This is a genomic window from Streptomyces himalayensis subsp. himalayensis (assembly GCF_013778455.1).
GTDB lineage: Bacteria > Actinomycetota > Actinomycetes > Streptomycetales > Streptomycetaceae > Streptomyces > Streptomyces himalayensis.
The window spans coordinates 249,172-266,942 of sequence record NZ_JACEHE010000003.1; the positions used below are offsets into that span (position 1 = coordinate 249,172).

At 70.2% G+C, this 17,771-nt stretch carries 19 protein-coding genes, 1 tRNA gene and 1 pseudogene; 10 read left to right on the forward strand and 11 right to left on the reverse strand.

The genetic code is table 11. From position 1 onward, the window contains the following. Positions 1 to 56: 56 nt before the first annotated feature. Both H1D24_RS07515 and H1D24_RS07520 read right to left on the reverse strand, forming a co-directional pair. Positions 57 to 455 carry a type II toxin-antitoxin system VapC family toxin gene (locus H1D24_RS07515; RefSeq protein WP_181656591.1) on the reverse strand — a complete coding sequence of 133 codons (399 nt, stop codon included), beginning with the start codon at positions 453 to 455 and terminating at the stop codon, positions 57 to 59. Continuing rightward, complete coding sequence (locus H1D24_RS07520) at positions 452 to 688, reverse strand: FitA-like ribbon-helix-helix domain-containing protein (protein WP_181656592.1); 237 nt, start codon at positions 686 to 688, stop codon at positions 452 to 454. Before H1D24_RS07520 ends, H1D24_RS07515 begins: the two co-directional genes overlap by 4 nt. A gap of 194 nt (positions 689 to 882) precedes the next feature. Between H1D24_RS07520 and H1D24_RS07525 the strand changes: the two genes are divergently transcribed. After that, entirely contained in the window at positions 883 to 2,283 is a 1,401-nt protein-coding gene (locus H1D24_RS07525; protein ID WP_258563903.1) for a tyrosine-type recombinase/integrase, read from the forward strand. Between the two features lie 31 nt (positions 2,284 to 2,314). Here H1D24_RS07525 and H1D24_RS07530 read toward each other — a convergent pair. Next, positions 2,315 to 2,388 (reverse strand) — tRNA-Pro (locus H1D24_RS07530). Between the two features lie 427 nt (positions 2,389 to 2,815). Between H1D24_RS07530 and H1D24_RS07535 the strand changes: the two genes are divergently transcribed. After that, a complete protein-coding gene (locus H1D24_RS07535) occupies positions 2,816 to 3,355 on the forward strand; it encodes a DUF309 domain-containing protein (RefSeq protein ID WP_181656593.1) in 540 nt (179 codons plus the stop codon). 221 nt (positions 3,356 to 3,576) lie between these two features. Continuing rightward, positions 3,577 to 4,359, forward strand: a complete 783-nt coding sequence (gene cobF, locus H1D24_RS07540; protein ID WP_181656594.1) for a precorrin-6A synthase (deacetylating) — start codon at positions 3,577 to 3,579, stop codon at positions 4,357 to 4,359. Positions 4,360 to 4,395: 36 nt separating this feature from the next. Here the strand turns inward: cobF and H1D24_RS07545 are convergent, their stop codons facing one another. The 5 genes from H1D24_RS07545 to H1D24_RS07565 all read right to left on the reverse strand — a co-directional run bounded on the left by H1D24_RS07545 (position 4,396) and on the right by H1D24_RS07565 (position 8,824). After that, positions 4,396 to 5,136: a cobalt-precorrin-6A reductase gene (locus H1D24_RS07545; protein WP_181656595.1), complete on the reverse strand. Its 741-nt coding sequence runs from the start codon at positions 5,134 to 5,136 to the stop codon at positions 4,396 to 4,398. Positions 5,137 to 5,351: 215 nt separating this feature from the next. After that, positions 5,352 to 6,125, reverse strand: a complete 774-nt coding sequence (locus tag H1D24_RS07550; RefSeq protein WP_181656596.1) for a sulfite exporter TauE/SafE family protein — start codon at positions 6,123 to 6,125, stop codon at positions 5,352 to 5,354. A gap of 371 nt (positions 6,126 to 6,496) precedes the next feature. Continuing rightward, positions 6,497 to 7,192 (reverse strand): type 1 glutamine amidotransferase domain-containing protein, encoded by a 696-nt coding sequence (locus tag H1D24_RS07555; protein WP_181656597.1) that lies wholly within the window; start codon positions 7,190 to 7,192, stop codon positions 6,497 to 6,499. A gap of 103 nt (positions 7,193 to 7,295) precedes the next feature. After that, on the reverse strand, positions 7,296 to 8,324 hold the full coding sequence (locus tag H1D24_RS07560) for an NAD-dependent epimerase/dehydratase family protein (protein WP_181656598.1): 1,029 nt from the start codon (positions 8,322 to 8,324) through the stop codon (positions 7,296 to 7,298). 119 nt (positions 8,325 to 8,443) lie between these two features. Continuing rightward, positions 8,444 to 8,824, reverse strand: a complete 381-nt coding sequence (locus tag H1D24_RS07565) for a VOC family protein (RefSeq protein WP_181656599.1) — start codon at positions 8,822 to 8,824, stop codon at positions 8,444 to 8,446. A gap of 335 nt (positions 8,825 to 9,159) precedes the next feature. Between H1D24_RS07565 and H1D24_RS07570 the strand changes: the two genes are divergently transcribed. The 4 genes from H1D24_RS07570 to H1D24_RS07585 all read left to right on the forward strand — a co-directional run bounded on the left by H1D24_RS07570 (position 9,160) and on the right by H1D24_RS07585 (position 12,107). Beyond that, positions 9,160 to 9,642: a Dps family protein gene (locus H1D24_RS07570; RefSeq protein WP_181656600.1), complete on the forward strand. Its 483-nt coding sequence runs from the start codon at positions 9,160 to 9,162 to the stop codon at positions 9,640 to 9,642. 50 nt (positions 9,643 to 9,692) lie between these two features. Next, entirely contained in the window at positions 9,693 to 10,028 is a 336-nt protein-coding gene (locus H1D24_RS07575) for a DUF3140 domain-containing protein (protein WP_181656601.1), read from the forward strand. A gap of 78 nt (positions 10,029 to 10,106) precedes the next feature. Next, positions 10,107 to 10,769 (forward strand): HhH-GDP family DNA glycosylase, encoded by a 663-nt coding sequence (locus H1D24_RS07580; RefSeq protein ID WP_181656602.1) that lies wholly within the window; start codon positions 10,107 to 10,109, stop codon positions 10,767 to 10,769. A gap of 255 nt (positions 10,770 to 11,024) precedes the next feature. Further along, the gene (locus H1D24_RS07585) at positions 11,025 to 12,107 is read left to right on the forward strand and encodes a mechanosensitive ion channel family protein (protein WP_181656603.1); all 1,083 of its coding nucleotides are present in this window, start codon (positions 11,025 to 11,027) and stop codon (positions 12,105 to 12,107) included. A gap of 99 nt (positions 12,108 to 12,206) precedes the next feature. Here the strand turns inward: H1D24_RS07585 and H1D24_RS07590 are convergent, their stop codons facing one another. Further along, positions 12,207 to 12,767 carry a PadR family transcriptional regulator gene (locus H1D24_RS07590; protein ID WP_374064184.1) on the reverse strand — a complete coding sequence of 187 codons (561 nt, stop codon included), beginning with the start codon at positions 12,765 to 12,767 and terminating at the stop codon, positions 12,207 to 12,209. A 213-nt stretch (positions 12,768 to 12,980) separates the two neighbouring features. On the opposite strand from H1D24_RS07590, the gene H1D24_RS07595 reads away from it, so the two are divergent. Together H1D24_RS07595 and H1D24_RS07600 are read left to right on the forward strand one after the other, a co-directional pair. Then, on the forward strand, positions 12,981 to 14,153 hold the full coding sequence (locus H1D24_RS07595) for an LLM class flavin-dependent oxidoreductase (RefSeq protein WP_181656605.1): 1,173 nt from the start codon (positions 12,981 to 12,983) through the stop codon (positions 14,151 to 14,153). Further along, complete coding sequence (locus H1D24_RS07600) at positions 14,150 to 14,929, forward strand: glucose 1-dehydrogenase (RefSeq protein ID WP_181656606.1); 780 nt, start codon at positions 14,150 to 14,152, stop codon at positions 14,927 to 14,929. The genes H1D24_RS07595 and H1D24_RS07600 overlap by 4 nt, the downstream gene beginning before the upstream one ends. Positions 14,930 to 15,383: 454 nt before the next feature. On the opposite strand, the gene H1D24_RS07605 is transcribed toward H1D24_RS07600, so the two are convergent. Beyond that, positions 15,384 to 16,637, reverse strand: a complete 1,254-nt coding sequence (locus H1D24_RS07605; RefSeq protein ID WP_181656607.1) for a serine hydrolase domain-containing protein — start codon at positions 16,635 to 16,637, stop codon at positions 15,384 to 15,386. A 215-nt stretch (positions 16,638 to 16,852) separates the two neighbouring features. Here H1D24_RS07605 and H1D24_RS07610 point away from each other — a divergent pair, with 215 nt between their 5' ends. Next, the gene (locus H1D24_RS07610; protein WP_181656608.1) at positions 16,853 to 17,281 is read left to right on the forward strand and encodes a PPOX class F420-dependent oxidoreductase; all 429 of its coding nucleotides are present in this window, start codon (positions 16,853 to 16,855) and stop codon (positions 17,279 to 17,281) included. Positions 17,282 to 17,303: 22 nt separating this feature from the next. On the opposite strand, the pseudogene H1D24_RS07615 reads toward H1D24_RS07610, so the two are convergent. Then, a pseudogene (locus tag H1D24_RS07615) lies at positions 17,304 to 17,749 on the reverse strand (beta-xylosidase family glycoside hydrolase); the annotation flags it as partial. Positions 17,750 to 17,771 lie beyond the last annotated feature (22 nt).

Below are 17,771 nucleotides of genomic sequence, written 5' to 3' on the forward strand. Positions count from 1 at the left end.
GCCTCACGAGCCCCACCATGCCGCGGTCTCAACCTCCATGGTGAGGCCGGGCTCCGTCACCCCCTTCGCAGATTCCTGACGGTGCACCGCAGCCCCGGTGCTCCTGCGAACTTCCCGTCCACCGTGATCAGGTCCGCTCGCAGGGACTCAGCCAACGCCACATACGCGGCGTCGTACGGCCACATGTTGTGCCGCAGTTCCCAGATACGCGGGAGCAGCGGCACATGATCGTAGCGCCGCAGGTTCATGCGGCCGAGCAGGTTCAGGGCCCGCAGCCCTTCGTCCTCGGGAAGCTTCTTGCCGCGCACCAGGCCACGCAGCGTCGAAGCGCACTCCAGGTCGACGGCATGGGGCGCGGCCAGGCGTTCCCCGGCCACCGCAGTCCGCACCTGGTCGGCGACGGGGTCCGAACCAACCAGGAACTCCACGAGGGCGGAGGTATCCAGAACGATCACGCGCGCGCCTCACGCATCTCGGCGATGGCGTCCGCGACGTCGTCAGCCGTAACCGTCCCCCGCGAGGCGATGCTGCGCGCCTCCTGAGCGGCCTCCTCGGCGGTGAGCGCGGCCGCCTCGCTGTCGAGCAACTGCCGGACATACGCCTGCAGGGACTGCCCGGCCCGGGCCGCACGAACCCGGAGGGTCGTCAAGGTGTCTTCGGACACCTCGCGTACATGAATGGTAGCCATGCAAGCATTTTAGTCCCATAGCAAGCAATTCGCCACCTACTGCTGTACCAGGGTTGGCGCGAGGCGCCACCAACGCACTTGTCGCGCTCACACGGGAAACGCGTTGGTCACCGCGGATGTGACAGGCTTGGTGGTCGCGTGTGGTCGCAGGCTGGAGATGTCGGCACTTCCTCCGCCTCCTGGAGGCGATTCTCATGCGTACCGCCGTCGGCCGCGGCCGTGTCTATCGCCGGTGTGGCTGCCGCGACACTCAGCGCCACCAGCTCGGCGCTCGCTGTTCTCACCTGCTCACCGACAGCGAGCACGGAACCTGGACCTTCGCCGTCGACATGCCCGCTCTCGACCATCGTCGGACGACCGTCCGCAGGGGCGGCTTCGACAGCCTCGAGGCCGCCGAGGCCGCGCTCCGTCGATTCCTGGAGTGTGAGGCCGACGGGTTCAACGGCGACCCCAACCAGACCGTGGCCGACTATCTGACCGTCTGGCTGGCCGCCAAGGCCCTGGTGCTGAAGCCGACCACGATGGCCCGCTATCGCGACTACGTCCGCAACGACCTCATCCCGGCGTTCGGCATTCTCAAGCTCGACGAGCTCGGACACCGGCACATCGCCGCCTTCGCCACCGGCCAGCTTGCTGTCGGCCGTGGACGGACCACCCTCTACCGGTGCCTGGCCACCCTCTCCAGCGCGCTCGGCGACGCCGTCCGCCAGCACCGCCTTCCGCGCAACCCGGCCAGCCCACCCGCCCTGCGCCGACCGCCGTCGCCGGAACGGCGGATCTGGACCGCGGAGGAGGCTGCCCGCTTTCTCGCCCACTGCCACCAGGCCGATCCCGAGATGGCCGACCTGTTCGAGTTCCTCATCGGTACCGGCATGCGCAAGGGCGAAGCCCTTGGCCTCCACTGGAACGACGTGAACCTGCGAGACGGCATCCTCTACGTGCGCTCCACACTCTCCGCCGTCGACAACAACCGGCTGGTCATCACCACACCCAAGACCCGATCGAGCCGCGGCTGGGTGGCTATCTCAGCGCGCGTCGCCGCCGCCCTCCGGCACCGGGCACGATCAGCACCTCAAACCCACAGCGACCCCAGCGATCCGTTCGCCGGGCTGGTCTTCTGCTGGCCCGACGGCCACCCGCTCGGACCGCACCTCGTGCTCGACCGGCTCCACCGGCTCTCCGAGGAAGCCGGCGTCCCGCGGATCACCGTGCACGACCTGCGGCACCTGGCCGCCACGATCACCATCACCGCGGGCGTGCCTCTGACCGTGGTCTCCAAGACGCTGCGGCACTCCACCCTGTCGACCACCGCGAACCTCTACAGCCACCTCACCCAGCAGGCCGCCCGCGAAGCCGTCGACACCATCGACCACACCCTCACCGGAGCCGAGACGACCAGCAGTCGGACGGACCGGTCGGCGTGGCTGCGACCACCACGCGACCACATCCGTCGCCTCCACGAGGCCGTCCGCCGTCTCCGCTCCCCCGCCCCGCCCGCCTTCAGCGCCGCCGCGAACCAGCCCCAACCTTGGCCTGCGACCACACTGCGACCACCACACCCCGGGACGCACGAAAGGCCGCCTTCCCATTTCTGAAAAGGCGACCTCCGACCTGCGAAAAGCAAAGTCGGGACGACAGGATTTGAACCTGCGACCCCTTGACCCCCAGTCAAGTGCGCTACCAAGCTGCGCCACGTCCCGGTGCGCTTCCCCACGGGTGTTCCGCGTGATCGCGCAGACAGAACATTACCTCACGTCAGAGGGTGCTTCGAAGTCAGTACGCGGAGGGTGGCGATCTGCGGCCGGCGAGCGTGAGGGAACGGGAAGCCGATGCTGTCGGCCCTCCGAGGCGAAGACATCAACTACGGCTTCGTATCGCAGCGGATCCTCCGTGAAGCCGGCGCCCAGTCCCCACAGGCGGTAGTCGATGCACCGCACCACGGTCCAAGCGTGCGCGACGTCGGGATCCAGCTCGGCGGCGACAAGGGCGTGGAAGTGGAAGCGGAGGTCTGCTCGCCCGTCCATCTCATCGAGCCGGGTCCACAGCAGCTGAGCGACCGCGGACGGCGCCGCGGCCGTTCCAGGGTCGGGGCAGGCAGGCAGCGGTGGGGCGCGCGAGAATCTCCGTATGAGCACAGCACCTCAGGCCGACGCGGGCGGTGGACGAGACCGCGACACGGAGGGCCGCGCACGCAACGCGCGGCCGCGGGACGGTCTTGGACGGCCGTTGCCGTACGGGACGGAGGGGGTCGCCCGGCAACCGGAAGGAGTGACGCGCACTCCCGGCGAGACGGTCGCCGAGGCACAGTCACTGCTGGACGCGGGCAAACCGTTCCACGCCCACGAGGTGTTCGAGGACGCCTGGAAGTCGGGGCCCGCGGAGGAGCGCGCGCTGTGGCGAGGGCTGGCGCAGCTCGCCGTGGGGCTCACGCATGCGGCACGCGGTAACGCGACGGGCGGGGCGCGGCTGCTGCGGCGCGGCGCGGCCGGCATCGAGGAGTGGCGCTCGGCCGCGGGGCAGGACGAGCCGTACGGGATTGGCGTGCTGGGACTCTGCAGGTGGGCGCGGGAGTTGGCGGACGCGGTGGAGCGGGACGGGGTGGCCGTCGATGCCGGGGTGTGGGCCCCGCGGCTGCGTGGGGCTGGGGGTACGGCGGACCGTGCGTGACCGTGAGGTCGCGGGCTCCGCGTGACCGTCAGGTGGCGGGCTCCGCGTGACCGTCAGGTGGCGGGCTCCGCGTGACCACGAGATCGAGGGATCCGCGACACAGGGACATGCGGCGCATCCCGAAGGCCGCAGAGCCCCGCGGGCCCCGCCGGCCTGCGGCTGCCAGTAGTCGTAGCCCGGCCGGTGCGTCGGTTGTCAGTGGCGTGGGGCAGACTCGGGGCGTGCGAAAGATTCATGTCATCGGCATCGGTGCGGGCGATCCCGAACAGTTGACCTTGCAGGCGGTCAAGGCCCTGAGGAGCACGGATGTGTTCTTCATCCTGGACAAGGGCGAGGAGAAGTCGGACCTCGTCCAGCTTCGCCGTGACATTCTCGACGCCCACATACCGGACGGTGCGTACCGCCTGGTCGAGGCGCGTGATCCGGACCGCGACCGGGCCGCCGGCGGCTCGGCCTACTCCCCCGCCGTCGGGGACTGGCGCAGCCGCCGCGCCGACATCTATGAGGATCTGATCACCCGCGAGCTGGGCGCGGAGGAGAGCGGTGCCTTCCTCGTGTGGGGCGATCCCGCCCTCTACGACAGCACGCTGGGCATCCTCGAGGAGATCCTGGAGCGCGGCGCGGTGACCTTCACGTACGACGTCGTGCCGGGCATCAGCAGTGTCTCGGCGCTGGCCGCCAGGCACCGGACCGGGCTCAACAGGGTCGCCCGGCCGGTGCAGATCACCACGGGCCGCAGGCTGGCGGAGGGCTTCCCCGAGGGCGTCGACGACGTGGTGGTGATGCTGGACGCCCACCAGGTGTTCCGGCAGTACGCGGACGCGGACGACGACATGGACATCTACTGGGGCGCCTACATCGGTACGCCTGACGAGATCCTCATATCCGGCCCGCTCGCCGAGGCGGCGCCGCGCATCACGAGCGCCCGCGCGGAGGCCCGGGCGCGCAAGGGCTGGATCATGGACACGTATCTGCTCCGCAGGCGCCTACGGGATGAGCGGTAACTGGGTTACGGAGGAGGGTCCGACCGGGGCGCGGGGTCATCCCAGCCCGAGGTGGGATAGGGCCGTCGCGACGTCCGGCACCACTGCCATCCCGTCCGGGGCGGGGGGTCGCCGGACGATGACGACAGGGACGGCGAGTGCGCGGGCGGCCGTGAGCTTGGGCGCCGTGGCCGCGCCGCCGCTGTCCTTGGTGACCAGGACATCGATGCGGTGGTCGCGCATCAGCGTTGCCTCGCCGTCCGTCGTGAACGGGCCGCGGGCGAGCACGATCCGGGTGCGGCGTGGCAGGGGCGGCTCGGGCGCCTCCACCGAGCGTACGAGGAACTCATGGTCGTCCAGATGCGCGAAGGCCGCCAGGCCCAGGCGCCCGGTCGTCAGGAAGACGCGTCGGCCGAGGTCCGGGAGCAGCGCCGCGGCTTCGGCGAGCGTCGCTGCCGCGTGCCAGCAGTCGCCCGGGCCTGCCTCCCAGCCCGGTCGGCGCAGCAGGACGGCGTGTACGCCGGTGGTGGTCGCGGCCCGCGCCGCATGGGCGCTGATGGTGGCTGCGAACGGGTGCGTGGCGTCGACGATGGCGTCCACGTCATGCTCGCGCAGCCACGCCGCCATGCCCTCGGAGCCGCCGAATCCCCCGATGCGTACGTCCCCAGGAAGCGCTCCCGGCCGGGACACACGCCCGGCCAGCGAGGTGGTCACCCGTACCCCTGGGCGCACCGCCAGCGCGGCAGCGAGCTCGCGGGCCTCGGTCGTGCCGCCGAGGACCAGGACGTGCGCAGACATGCCGTCGAGCGTACGGGGACGGCGGGGCGGCGCGGCACACGGGGCTGTGACGGGGCGCGGGCCCACCGGCACGCGAGCTCAGCCGACACGTGGGCTCAGTCGGCACGCGAGCCCAGCCGACACACAGGCCCGGACACCACGCGAGCCCAGACGCCACGCGAGCCCAGCCGGTACGCAGGCCCGGACTGGCACGCGAGCTCAGCCTCTCCGCTTGCTCACCGCAGCAGCAACTGCACCCCGCCCACCACGGTCGCCGCGATCACGAGTTGCTCGAACAGACGCTGGTTGATGCGGTCAGCGATGATCTTGCCGAGGTACGCGCCGGGGATGACGAACAACGCGAGGGCGGCGTCCAGCAGCAGCGTGTGTCCGTCGATCAGGCCGAGGCCGACGCTGAAGGGCACCTTCGAGGCGTTGACGATCAGGAAGAACCACGCCGACGTGCCCAGGAAACTCAGCTTCCGGAAGCCCGCCGAGAGGAGATACATCGACATCACCGGGCCGCCGGCGTTGGCGACCATCGTGGTGAACCCGCCGAGCACACCGTACGAGCGGGCCTTGACGCGCCCTGCCTGCCTTCTCCCCTGCTCGTCCGGCGCCTCCTCGGTGGCCCGGCGCCTGCGCCACACCGTGACAGCCGCCATCAGCAGCAGGATCGCGCCGATCGACGTACGCACGGCACCGTCGCCCGCCCACATGAGGAACACCGTGCCGGCCAGCACCCCTGCGATGACGGCCGGGAACAGCCGCCACAGGGTCGGCCAGTGGGCGTGCCGCCGGTAGGTGAGCACGGCGAGCACGTCGCCGACCATGAGGAGCGGTAGGAGCACGCCGGTCGAACCACGGGCGGGCAGTACGGCCGCGAAGATGGCGAGGCTGACGGTGTTGGCACCGCTCACGGCGGTCTTGGAGAAGCCGACGAGCGCGGCTGCCGCCGCGAGAGCGGCGAACTCCCACGGGGTGATGTGCCAGAGTGTGATCGTGTCCATGCGGGAACCGATGCTATGCACCGGCGATCCCGCCGCGTAAGGGGCGTCCCGCGTGATCACCACCACCGTGGGACCACGACCACCGCGGGGTCATCACCACCACGGGACCACGACCGCCGCGCGACGTCACCACCGCGAGACCGTCACCACCGCCTGATCACCGCCACCGCCCGACGACGGCTACTGCGCGATGCTCGCGGACTACCGCGCGATGCCCGCGGACTACCGCGTGACGCCGCGGACTACCGCGTGACGCCCGTGGCTACCGCGAAATGCCCGCAGACTCGCATGATGCCCGTCATGCCCGTCGGCCACCCCGTGATGCCCGTGGACCCGCGCGGTACCCGTTGGCTACCGCATGCCGCCCGGCCTCAGCCCAGCGCCTTGAGCACCTCGGACGCGAGCGGCGCGGACGAGGCCGGGTTCTGGCCTGTGAACAGATTGCGGTCCACGATCACGAACGGCGCCCATGGCTCGCCCTCCTGGAAGTCGGCGCCCATCTCCACGAGGCGGTCCTGCAGCAGCCACTTCGCCCTGTCCGCAAAGCCGCCCTGGGTCTCCTCGACGTTGGTGAAGGCGGTCAGCTGGTAGCCCGCGAAGGGTGAGGTGCCGTCCGGGTTCCTGGCCGCAAGCAGCGCGGAGGGGCCGTGGCAGACGACGGCGAGCGGCTTGCCCGACCGTAGTGCCCGGGTCAGCAGCGCGCCCGAGGCCGCGTCGGCGGACAGGTCCTCCATGGGGCCGTGGCCTCCTGGGACGTAGACGGCGTCGTACTCGTCCAGGTCGACGTCCTCGATGCTGACGGGACCCTGCAGTTCGGTGAAGGACTCCAGGCCCTTGGCGATGCGCTCTGCGCCTTCCTGCCCGCCGTTGAACTCGGGGGCCAGGCTCGCCCGGTCGACGGTCGGCACGACGCCGCCGGGGGTGGCGACCGTGATCTCGTGGCCGGCGGCCTTGAAGGCCTCGTAGGGGACGACGGCCTCCTCGGCCCAGAAGCCGCTCGGGTGCTCGGTGCCGTTGGCCAGCGTCCAGTGGTCGGAGCCGGTGACCACGAAAAGGATCTTCGCCATGAGTTCTGTTGCTCCCTGCGGTGCTGCGACGTGCCTGCTGCGTACGGTGGTCCCTACAGTGCTACCCGCGGATCGCCGGATCGATGACCCTGAGCGTGTCGCGTCACGCGGCCTTGCTCCCCGCGAGCGGCGGTGTCGGCATACCGGCACCCCTGCGCATACCGCGCAGCAGCTCCTCGAGGGCCTCGATCGCGGTGTGCTGGGGCCGCCAGTCGAGTTCGTCCCGCGCTCGTGAGCAGTCCATGAGCGGCAGCCTGATCACCGCGTCGAACAGCTGCGGTGACGCCGGCACCAGGTGCAGGCCCCAGGCCGCGGCCAGTGCGGACCGCGCCGCGCGGGTCGGCACCCGTACGACCCGGGCGTGGAACAGCTCGCCGAGCGCCAGGGCGTCGATCGGCGGTTCCGCGGCCAGGTTGAAGGCGCCCTGGACGGTGCGGCTCAGGGTCAGTCGGCAGGCGCGTGCCGCGTCCTCGGTGTGCAGGGCCTGGAACCGCAGGCCCGGGATATCCGGTACGACCGGGAGCAGCTCGGGCCGGGCCAGCTGCCCGGGCATGAACCGACCCGCGAACAGGCGGCGCTGCTCGCTCGCCGACTCCTGCTTGAACATGAAGGCGGGCCGCAGGCGCACCACGCGGATGGCGGGGTTCTCCGGCTCGAATGCGTCCAGCGTCCGCTCCAGATAGGCCTTTTCACGGCAGTACGCCGCCTCGGGCCAGCCGTGCGTGGGCCAGGACTCGTCCACGGCGCCGTCCTTCGCCTTGGGCGAATAGGCGCCGACCGACGAGGCGTGGACCAGCACCGGAACGCCGGTGGCCGCGACTGCCTGGAACACGCGCACGCTGCCCAGGACATTGGTACGCCATGTCGCCGCCGGGTCACGTGCGGGCTGGAACTGCCAGGCCAGATGGACGACCGCGTCCGCTCCCCGGAAGTGCTGGGTGAGGTCGGTCTCCTCCTTCGCGACGTCCGCCGACGCCCACTCGGTCTTGGGGGGTGTCCAGTCGGGCACCCGGCGTGCGAGTCCCAGCACGGAGTCGATCGTCTCGTCCTCGGCGAGGCTCTGCAGCAGGCTGGTACCGAGGTTCCCGGTGGCTCCGGTGACCACGATCCTCTTTCCGGAAGTGCTGCTCACGATCCGCTCCTTTCGGAAACGCTCTGCGCTCTCAGGCGCCGTACCGCCAGCCGCCCGGGCAGTCACCGGGTGCCCACTGCCGCCAAAGGACAATTGCCCGATTTATTAGCAAATGACTCTCACGGACGTGCCGCCAGGGCGAACGAGTGCCCGGCAGGATCGGCGTAGGTGCGCTCGTCCCGCGGACCGCCGTTGTCCCTGGTCACGATGGGCCGGGCGCCGAGGCGGACCGCCTCCCGCTCGGCCTCGTCCATGTCTCCGGGCTCGACCAGGATGCGCAGATGTGCCTGCTGCGAGTCCTCGGGTCGCGGCCAGGTCGGTGGCGCGTATCCGTGGTCCCGGTGCACGGCGAGGAAGACGCCGTCCTGCCCGGCCACCTCCACGTAGTCCGGGTCCCTCCCCAGCCTTGCCGTACCGCCGAGGAGGCCGGCGTAGAACTCCGCGAGCCGCTCCGGCTCCGCGCAGTCGAGAACGAGCACAGTCGTCTTGCGAACGGTCATGGGGCTCCTCCCTGCCACCCCGGGTGCCACCGGCCGAGGCGCCCAAACAGGAGGCGCCCAAACAAGAGGGGCGCTCAGGTTCGTTCCCGGGTTTACGGATGGGGCGCTGCTTCCGCTTCACGGATGGGGCGCTGCTTCCGCTCACGCGCTCCGGTTTTCCCCCGCGTCCTCCGGGCACCCGACCGTCTGAACCGAGTGAGTCGTACGCCCGACAGGCGCGCCCCAGTACGCCGTGCAATCCATGCGATCCGATCCGTGCAATCCATGCGATCCATGCGATCCGCATGAGCCACGTGATCGGCGTACGCCCGACGCGCCCGAAGGAGATGGGAAGAATGGCCGTTGTGAAGAGCACGCTCCCCGACACGGCACTCAAGACCACCGGGGAGGCACTCCAGAGCACGTTGGTGGATCTGCTCGGGCTGTCCCTCATCGCGAAGCAGGCCCACTGGAACATCGTCGGCCCGCGCTTCCGCAGCATCCACCTGCAGCTGGACGAGGTGGTCGATGCGGCACGGTCGTACGCGGATGCCGTGGCGGAACGCGCGGCCGCACTGGGCGTTTCGCCCGACGGCCGTCCCGAGACCGTCGCCTCGGCCGGCGCCCTGCCCGCTGCGAAGGACGGATGGCTGCAGGACACCGAGGTCGTGGAGCTCCTCGTCGACGCACTGGGCACGATGATCGGACGGCTTCGGGAGCACATCGCGGCCACCGAGCAGGCGGACCTCGTCACACAGGACCTCCTGATCGGCATCACGGCCACGCTCGAGAAGCAGCACTGGATGTTCCAGGCCGAGGACTCGCCACTGCGGGCGTAGGAACGAGTCCGTTACGCACCGGCCTGTCACCACCCACCCGAGGATCCCGGATGACCGATGCACTCGAACTCGACGCGCTGTGGGACGAGTTCCATCGCGTGGTGAACATGACCTCGCAGGAGCTGAGCGCCTGGCTCAGGGTCAGCGAGGCGGACGACGACACCGAACCCCTGCCGGACCAGGCGGGCGACCCTCTGGGGCAGCACGTCCTCGCGATCCTGCAGAAGCGCCGTACGGACCTCACCGACGCCGACATCGAGGCCATGTACAAGGTCGTGGACACCGTCACGGCGCACAGCGACACGGAGAACGAACCCGAGGCCGGCGACGAGCACCGACGCCACCGCCTGATGACCCTGGGGCATGACCCGCTGAAGCCGGGGTGACAGAAGCGGGAGCGGAACAGAAGCCCGGGCGCGCGAAGTCGGGGCTCGAGAAGCCGGGGTGAGACGAGGAGGCGTGCCATGCCCTCCCAGCAGAAAGTGATCAAGGAGCTGCTCACGTCCTACGGTCACACCTTCACCGAAGACGCGGGCATCCGGCTCAAGAACACCCCGCAGCCGCTCTACCAGACTCTCGTTCTGGCCTGTCTGCTCAGTGCGCGGATCCGCAGCAGCGCCGCCGTCGCATCGGCCAGGGAGCTGCGGGAAGCCGGGCTGCGCGACCCCCGCCGCATGGCCGATTCCGACTGGCAGGAGCGGGTCGACGCCCTCGGCCGCGGCGGCTACCGGCGCTACGACGAACGCACGGCCACGCAGCTCGGGGACGGCGCGCAGCTCGTCCTCGACAGGTGGGGAGGCGATCTGCGCCGCATGCGCGACGAGGCGGGCGGCGACCTCGACAAGCTGCGCGGTCTGCTGCAGGAGGTGCCGGGACTCGGCCCGGCCGGAGCGGACATCTTCCTGCGCGAGGTGCAGGCCGTCTGGCCCGAGGCGTCTCCCTACCTGGATGCCAAGGCCCGGGAGGGAGCGAAGCGCCTGGGCCTGCCGGACGCTCCGCCGAAGCTGGCGCGTCTGGCCGGGGACGCTGAACCCGCGGTGTTCGCGGCGGCACTTGTGCGCGCGGCCGTGGACAAGAACGTGGCCGAGGAATGCAAGCGCGCGGCAGAGGAGAGTGACGGGGACTAAGACCGACCGGCACAGAGAGAGGGACGGGGACTGAGGCGGTGAGCGAAAGGACCCACCTTCGGCCGCGCTACGATGCGACACTTTGAGCGGCCGCCCACGACACTTTGAGGGACTGTCAGGACTTGCGGCCTCGTACCAAGCGCACGCGGGCCCACTCGCCGCGCTCTCTCCCGCATACGGCAGGATGGGCGATCGCATCGGACGCATATTCGTATTCGTTCCGACGTGACCCAACACCGCCGCACTGGAGAGAGAATGAACCGGGCCCTCACACTCCACGACCTGATCGTCGCCGGGATCGCGGTGGCCGCCGGCATCGCGGCGGGCGTGCTGCTACGCGCGCTCCTGCGCTGGCTGGGCGAACGAGCGCGCGAAACGCGGTGGAGCGGAGACGACGTCATCGTCGACGCCCTGCGGACGCTGGCGCCCTGGGCGGCGATAGCCGCGGGGGCGGCGGTGGCGGCGACGGCGCTACCGCTGACCGCCCGAGTCGGACACAACGTCAATGTGACGCTGACGGCACTGCTCATTCTGGCCGCCACTCTCACCGCGGCCCGGGTGATCACCCGCCTGGTGCGCTCCCTCGCGCAGTCCAGGTCGGGAGTCGCGGGATCGGCCACCATATTCGTCAACATCACGCGGGTCGTGGTCCTGGCGATGGGCTTCCTCGTCATCCTGCAGACCCTCGGCGTCTCCATCGCACCCCTGCTCACCGCGCTGGGCGTGGGCGGTCTGGCGGTCGCTCTGGCGCTGCAGGACACCCTGGCCAATCTCTTCGCCGGCGTGCACATCCTCGCCGCCAAGACGGTGCAGCCGGGCGACTACATCCGGCTGAGCAGCGGTGAGGAGGGATATGTCGAGGACATCAACTGGCGCAACACCGTGGTGCGCAATCTGTCGAACAACCTCGTGATCATCCCGAACGCCCAGCTCGCCGGCACCAACATGACCAACTACAGCCGTCCTGAACAGCAGCTGTCGATCATGGTCCAGGTGGGCGTCGGATACGACAGCGACCTCGAGCACGTCGAACGGGTCACGAACGAGGTCGTCGAGCAGGTCATGACCGACATCACCGGCGCCGTTCCGGACCATGAACCGGCCGTGCGCTTCCACACGTTCGGCGATTCCCGGATCGGTTTCACGGTCATCCTGGGGGTCGGCGAGTTCAGCGACCAGTACCGGATCAAGCACGAGTTCATCAAGCGCCTGCACCAGCGCTACCGGGCCGAGGGCATCTCGGTCCCCGCCCCGCGGCGCACGGTGACCGTCCAGCAGGCGGAACTACCCACGTCGGCCATCCCGCACCAGCGCGAGGCGACGGAACTGATCAAGTAGCGACGACGGCGGGGGCGGGACCGGGGCCGGACGAAGTGCCGCCGGCCCGCCTCTTCGTTCGCCCCGCGGGCGTACACCCCCTTCCGTACGCTCCCTCCATCACCCCCCGCCGGCGGCCTGGCCGCCGTACGCCTCCTCCCCCGCCTGCCACAACCGCTCGAGATCGGCGAGCATGGCCTCGGCCAGCTCCAGCTCCGCCCGGTGATGCCGTTCACTCCAGCGCAGCGCCACCTCGGGGTACGGCCAGTGGCCGATCTCGCGCGAGACGTCCTGGGCGCGCTCGATCTCCCGCAGCTGCTCCTGCGTACGTTCAAGGTGTGCCCGCAGCTGACTGCGCAGGCCGTCGGGGTCCGCGAGGTGTCCGAGCCAGACCCGCAGCACCAGCGGGTGTTTGAGCACCGCGGGCCCGGCGTCCGCGGTGTCCGCCCAGCGCGCCAGCGCCGCCCGTCCGGCTTCGGTGATCGCGTAGAGCCGCTTGTTGCGCAGATCGCCCTGGGCGGCGACCCGCGAGGAGGCGTACCCGAGCGCCTCCAGGCGGCGCAGCTCGGCGTATATCTGGCTGATCGCGGGTGACCAGTAGAAGAAGGCCAGGGACGCGTCCGCCCACTTCTTCAGCTCGTATCCGGTGCGTTCGCCGGGGAACGACAGCAGACCGAGCACGGCCCACGCCGTGGCGGGCAGCCGCCCGCCCTGATCGCCACCATGGGGTCCGCCCGGATCGGACCCGCTCGGCTCGGAACCGCCATTCCCATCCAGCCCCTTGACCTGACGAGTAGTCATATGACTAATTGAAATAGCCGCACCGCACCAGCGCAAGGTCTGCAAAGCCCCGTAAGTGGTTCCGCAAGATCCGTGCAACTCCCTGGAGGTGCAGTGAAGTTCTCCGTCATCTTCGAGGCTCAGCTGGCGAGCCCCGATCCCGAGAGTGAGCAGCAGGTCATCCGCGACTGTGTGGAACAGGCCGTGCTCGCCGAGGAGATGGGTTTCGACCGGGTCTGGGCCGTCGAGCACCATGCCCTCAAGTGGTACGCGCACATGAGCGCCCCGGAGGTCTTCCTCACCTGGGTGGCCGCCCGTACCAGCCGTATACGGGTCGGGCACGGGGTGGTGTGCATGCCGTTCCGCTTCAACCATCCGGTGCGGGTCGCCGAACGCGCCGCCATGCTCGACGTGTTGTCCGGCGGGCGGCTGGACCTCGGAGCAGGTCGCGGCGGGACACGGCAGGAGACCTCGCTGTGCGGGGTCGATCCGGAGCGCACCCAGGCCGAGGTCGAGGAGGCGCTGCGGATCATCGGCCGCACCTGGCAGCAGGAGGAGCTCGAGTGGCACGGCGAGCTGCTGGACATCGATCCGCACCCCGTACTGCCGCGTCCCGTGCAGCGTCCGCATCCGCCGCTCTTTCTGGCCTGCAGCAAGCAGCAGACCCTCGCGCGGGCCGCAGAACTCGGCGTCGGGGCCTTGGTGATGGGCTTCGCGGGGCCGGATGAGGTCGCGACGATGAAGCGCTTCTACGACTCGTGCGTGGCCGGACGCGACGGCACACAGTTCGTGTCGACCGAGGTCAACGACCACTTCTCGGCTCTCTGCCCGACGATCGTGCTCGACGACCGCGAGCGTGCCCGCGCCGTCGGGATACGCGGGCAGCGCTTCTTCGCACAGGCCATCGCGCACTGGTACGGGGGCGGAGGAGTGCCCGACGACGCGGTCGCCGACGACACCGACAGCGAGACGGAGGCGCAGCGGATGCGGTCCGCGGCGGAGCAGGTCGTGGCCCGCCTGAACGAGGCGCGCATCCCCGTACGGCCGAGCACGACCGCCGTCTACAACCCCGAGCACGCCTACGGCGACGCGTCCGACGCCATCGCGTATGTGGAGCGGCTGCGCGCGGCCGGCGTGGACGAGGTGATGTGCCTGGTGCAGATGGGCACCGTGCCGCAGGAGGTCTGCATGGAGACCATCCGGCAGTGGGGGCGACACGTCATTCCGCACTTCTCACCCAGCGGGGCGGATCACATGCCCGCGGCTCCACAGGGGGCCGCCCGATGATCTCGCTGAAGGGCAGGACGGCGCTGATCACCGGGGCGGCGCGCGGTCAGGGCGAGGCGGAGGCGCGGCTGTTCGCCCTCCTCGGCGCCAGTGTCGTGATCGGCGACATCCTCGACGGGGAGGGCACCGAGGTCGCCCGCTCCATCGGCCCCGCAGCCCGCTACACACGGCTCGACGTGACGGACGAGTCCCGGTGGGCGGCCGCCGTGGACACGGCCGTCGCCGAGTTCGGAGGGCTCGACATCCTCGTCAACAACGCGGGCGTGTACCGCAGCGGGCCGCTCGCCGAGGAGACCGCGGAGTCCTTCGAGTCGGTTATCAGGGTCAACCTCGTCGGGCCCTTTCTCGGCATCCGTGCCGTGCTGGAGCCCATGCGCCGCGCGGGCGGCGGCGCCATCGTCAACGTCTCGTCGGTCGCCGGACTGACCGGACTGGCCCGCACGGGCGGCTATGGCGCGTCGAAGTGGGGGCTGCGCGGACTCACCAAGACGGCTGCACTCGAACTCGGTGAGTACGGGATCCGGGTCAACTCCGTGCACCCCGGCCTGATCGACACGCCCATGGTCGCGGGAATCGCGCCACCGCGCGGTGCGGGCCAGCACCAGGCAGTCGCCCTGCGCCGGGTCGGGCTGCCCGAGGACGTCGCCGGGCTCGTCGCCTTCCTCGCCTCCGACTCGGCCTCGTATCTCACCGGAGCGGAGATCGCCGTCGACGGCGGCTGGAGCGCCGGCCCCACTCCGCCCGGGACAACCGTTTCCGACGCTCAGGGAGACTGACGTCCCATGGCCGAACCCGCCCGCAGTGGGACACCGGACACGGGCACCCGGTGTGTGCTCGTGGAATCCGCCGTAAGTGGAAGGTGGCCGACGGTATGACCGTCTGGGCCCTCTGCGCGCGGCAGCCGCTGGTCAGCCTGCGCCGAAGTCCTTCGTCCTGACGAAGTGCCGGTCGCTGGTGGAAGGGCCGGTTTTCGGGTAGTTCTACCAGCCGTTGACGACGACGTCGGCCTTGCCGTCGCCGTTCACGTCGTCCCGGTTGACCTCGCCGGTGTCGCGGTTGGCCGGTTCCGAGGACGACGTCGGGGACGGGGTCGCGGACGCCGGCCTGGACTCCTGGGCCGGCCCCTTCCGTCACCCCCCGGGCATCCGCCGGCCAGAAGCGCCGTCGCGCAGAGACCGGCCAGGACCGCGGGGAGGCTGTGGCGCTTCATCGCGCGAGTCTGCATCGCTCTCAGCCGACGATCGCCTCGTCCACGAGTCGTTTGAGGTCGGCGTAGAGGGTGTGGGACGTCGTCGGGCGTACCTGTGTCAGGAACTGCACCGTCAGGTCCTTCTGCGGGTCGACCCAGAAGGTCGTGGTCGCGACTCCGCTCCAGCCGTAGGTGCCCAGGTGGGAGGGTGCCTGCGTGATGTCCGGGTCCACGACGACGGAGACGCCGAAGCCGAAGCCGATCCCCGAGTTGCCGGGTTCGGCGTGGGCGGGGCTGCCGAAGGTGCGGAGATCGGCGCCGCCGGGGAGCTGGTTGGACACCATGGCGTCGAAGGTCGACGGGGACAGCAGACGCGTGCCGTCCAGTTCGCCGCGCCGGCGGAGGAACTCCATGAAGCGGTGGTAGTCGAGGGCGCTCGCCACCATGCCGCCGCTGCCCGACAGGAACCGTGGCCGCCCGTGCAGCGGCAGACCGGCAATGGCGGAGATGCTGCCGTCCGCGTTCTCCCCGTAGAGCTCGCCCAGCCGCTCGGCCTGATCCTCCGTCACGCAGAATCCGGCGTCCGGCATGCCCAGGGGGCCGAAGATCCGCTCGGCGAAGAACTCGTCGAGCGGCCGACCCGATGCCACCTCGATCACGCGTCCCAGCACATTGGTGGCGACGGAGTAGTTCCACTGCGTCCCCGGCTCGAACTGCAGCGGCAGACTCGCGTACACGTCGCAGGTCTCCGCCAGGTCCGCGCCCGATGGCACGGAGGACTCCAGGCCGGCGGCCCGGTACAGGCCGTCCACGGGATGCGAGTAGTAGAAGCCGAAGGTCAGGCCCGCGGTATGGGTCAGCAGGTGCCGGATGCGGATGGGCCCCTCGGCCGGGCGGGTCTTGATGTCGTTGCCCTCCCCGCCGTCGTACACCTGGGGGTCGGCGAAGGCGGGCAGATAGCGGGCGAGAGGGTCGTCGAGTCCGATCAGCCCCTCTTCGCAGAGCATCAGCGCGGCGACGGATGTGACCGGCTTGGTCATCGAGTACATCCGCCACAGGGTGTCCGTCTCGACCGGCAGTGCGGCCTCCCGGTTGCGGCAGCCGTACGCCGTGACATGCGCGACCTTGCCATGGCGCGCCAGCGCCACCAGACAGCCCGGCATCCGGCCCTCATCGACGAGGCGGGCGAAGTGCCGGTCCAGCCGCTCCAGTGCCTCCGCATCCAGCCCGGCCTCGGCCGGCTCCACCTCTTGCCGCAGCCGTGCCGTCGTTCCCTCTCGCCGCAGCTGTGCCATCGCTCGCCTCCGCCTGATCAAGGTGCAAAACCGCGCCGCGCTCTCGGACCACGCACTTCATCGTCTCGTAAACGGCTGGAAACCGTCCCGTGTGTTGCCGACGTTCCTGACCTTTCTGATGCTCCTGCGCCGGCAAGCGCCTGAACGCGTGCGCTGACGCCCCGCTGTGCTCGGGCGACGGAATTCCCGGCGGGTCCGTCCGCGTTGAGCAGTGCATGACTCAGGATGCGCTCCTCAGCTTGCTCTCCGAGTACGACGGCGGGGTGCTCGTCACCCTCAAGCGCGACGGACGGCCGCAACTGTGGAACGTCAACCACGCGTACGACCCCGACGAACGGATCATCCGGGTCTCGCTCACGGACGACCGCGCGAAGACGCGCAATCTGCGCCGGGACGCGCGGGCCTCCTACCACGTGACCAGCGAGGACCGATGGGCCTACACCGTCGTCGAAGGCACCGCTGAACTCACGCCCGTCGCTCAGAAGCCTCACGACGAGACCGTCGAGGAACTCGTCCGGCTCTATCGCGACGTCCGCGGTGAACATCCCGACTGGGACGACTACCGCGCGGCCATGGTGCGCGACCGCCGCCTCGTCCTGCGGCTGCATGTGGAGCGCGCGTACGGCATTCCGCGCGCTCGCTGACCCAAGAGGCCCTCGGCCGGTGTCACCCCTTCGTGTCGGAACCGTTCGTCCGCCGGTAGTCGAACCAGTCGAAGGCCACGGTGCCTTCGGTGACGTACATGCCGATCACGCGGCCGGTGAAGCCCGTACGACCTCGGTCGACACATAGCGGCCATCGAGTTCGGCGAGACGGACGGGTTCTGCTCCACCGAGTGAGAACGCGATGGTGTCCGGTCCGTTGGGCTCGACGCCGAGCGGTTCGCTCGTCGCGTGCTCGGCGGAGGTGATGGTCGGGGGCAGCAGGTCGGTCGTACGTACGTCGATGACCAGGGTGACCGGCTACGGCGGCACCGGTCGCCGGCCGACGGCCTGACGCAGCGGTCCGATCCGGGCGATCACGCTCGCCTCTCCCCCGCCGACCTCGATGTCGTAGTGGTGCGCCTCGTCCATGCGTACGGAGAGCCCGGCACGGCCTGCAGAACGGCTGACCCCGGACCACCGGCGACCCGTA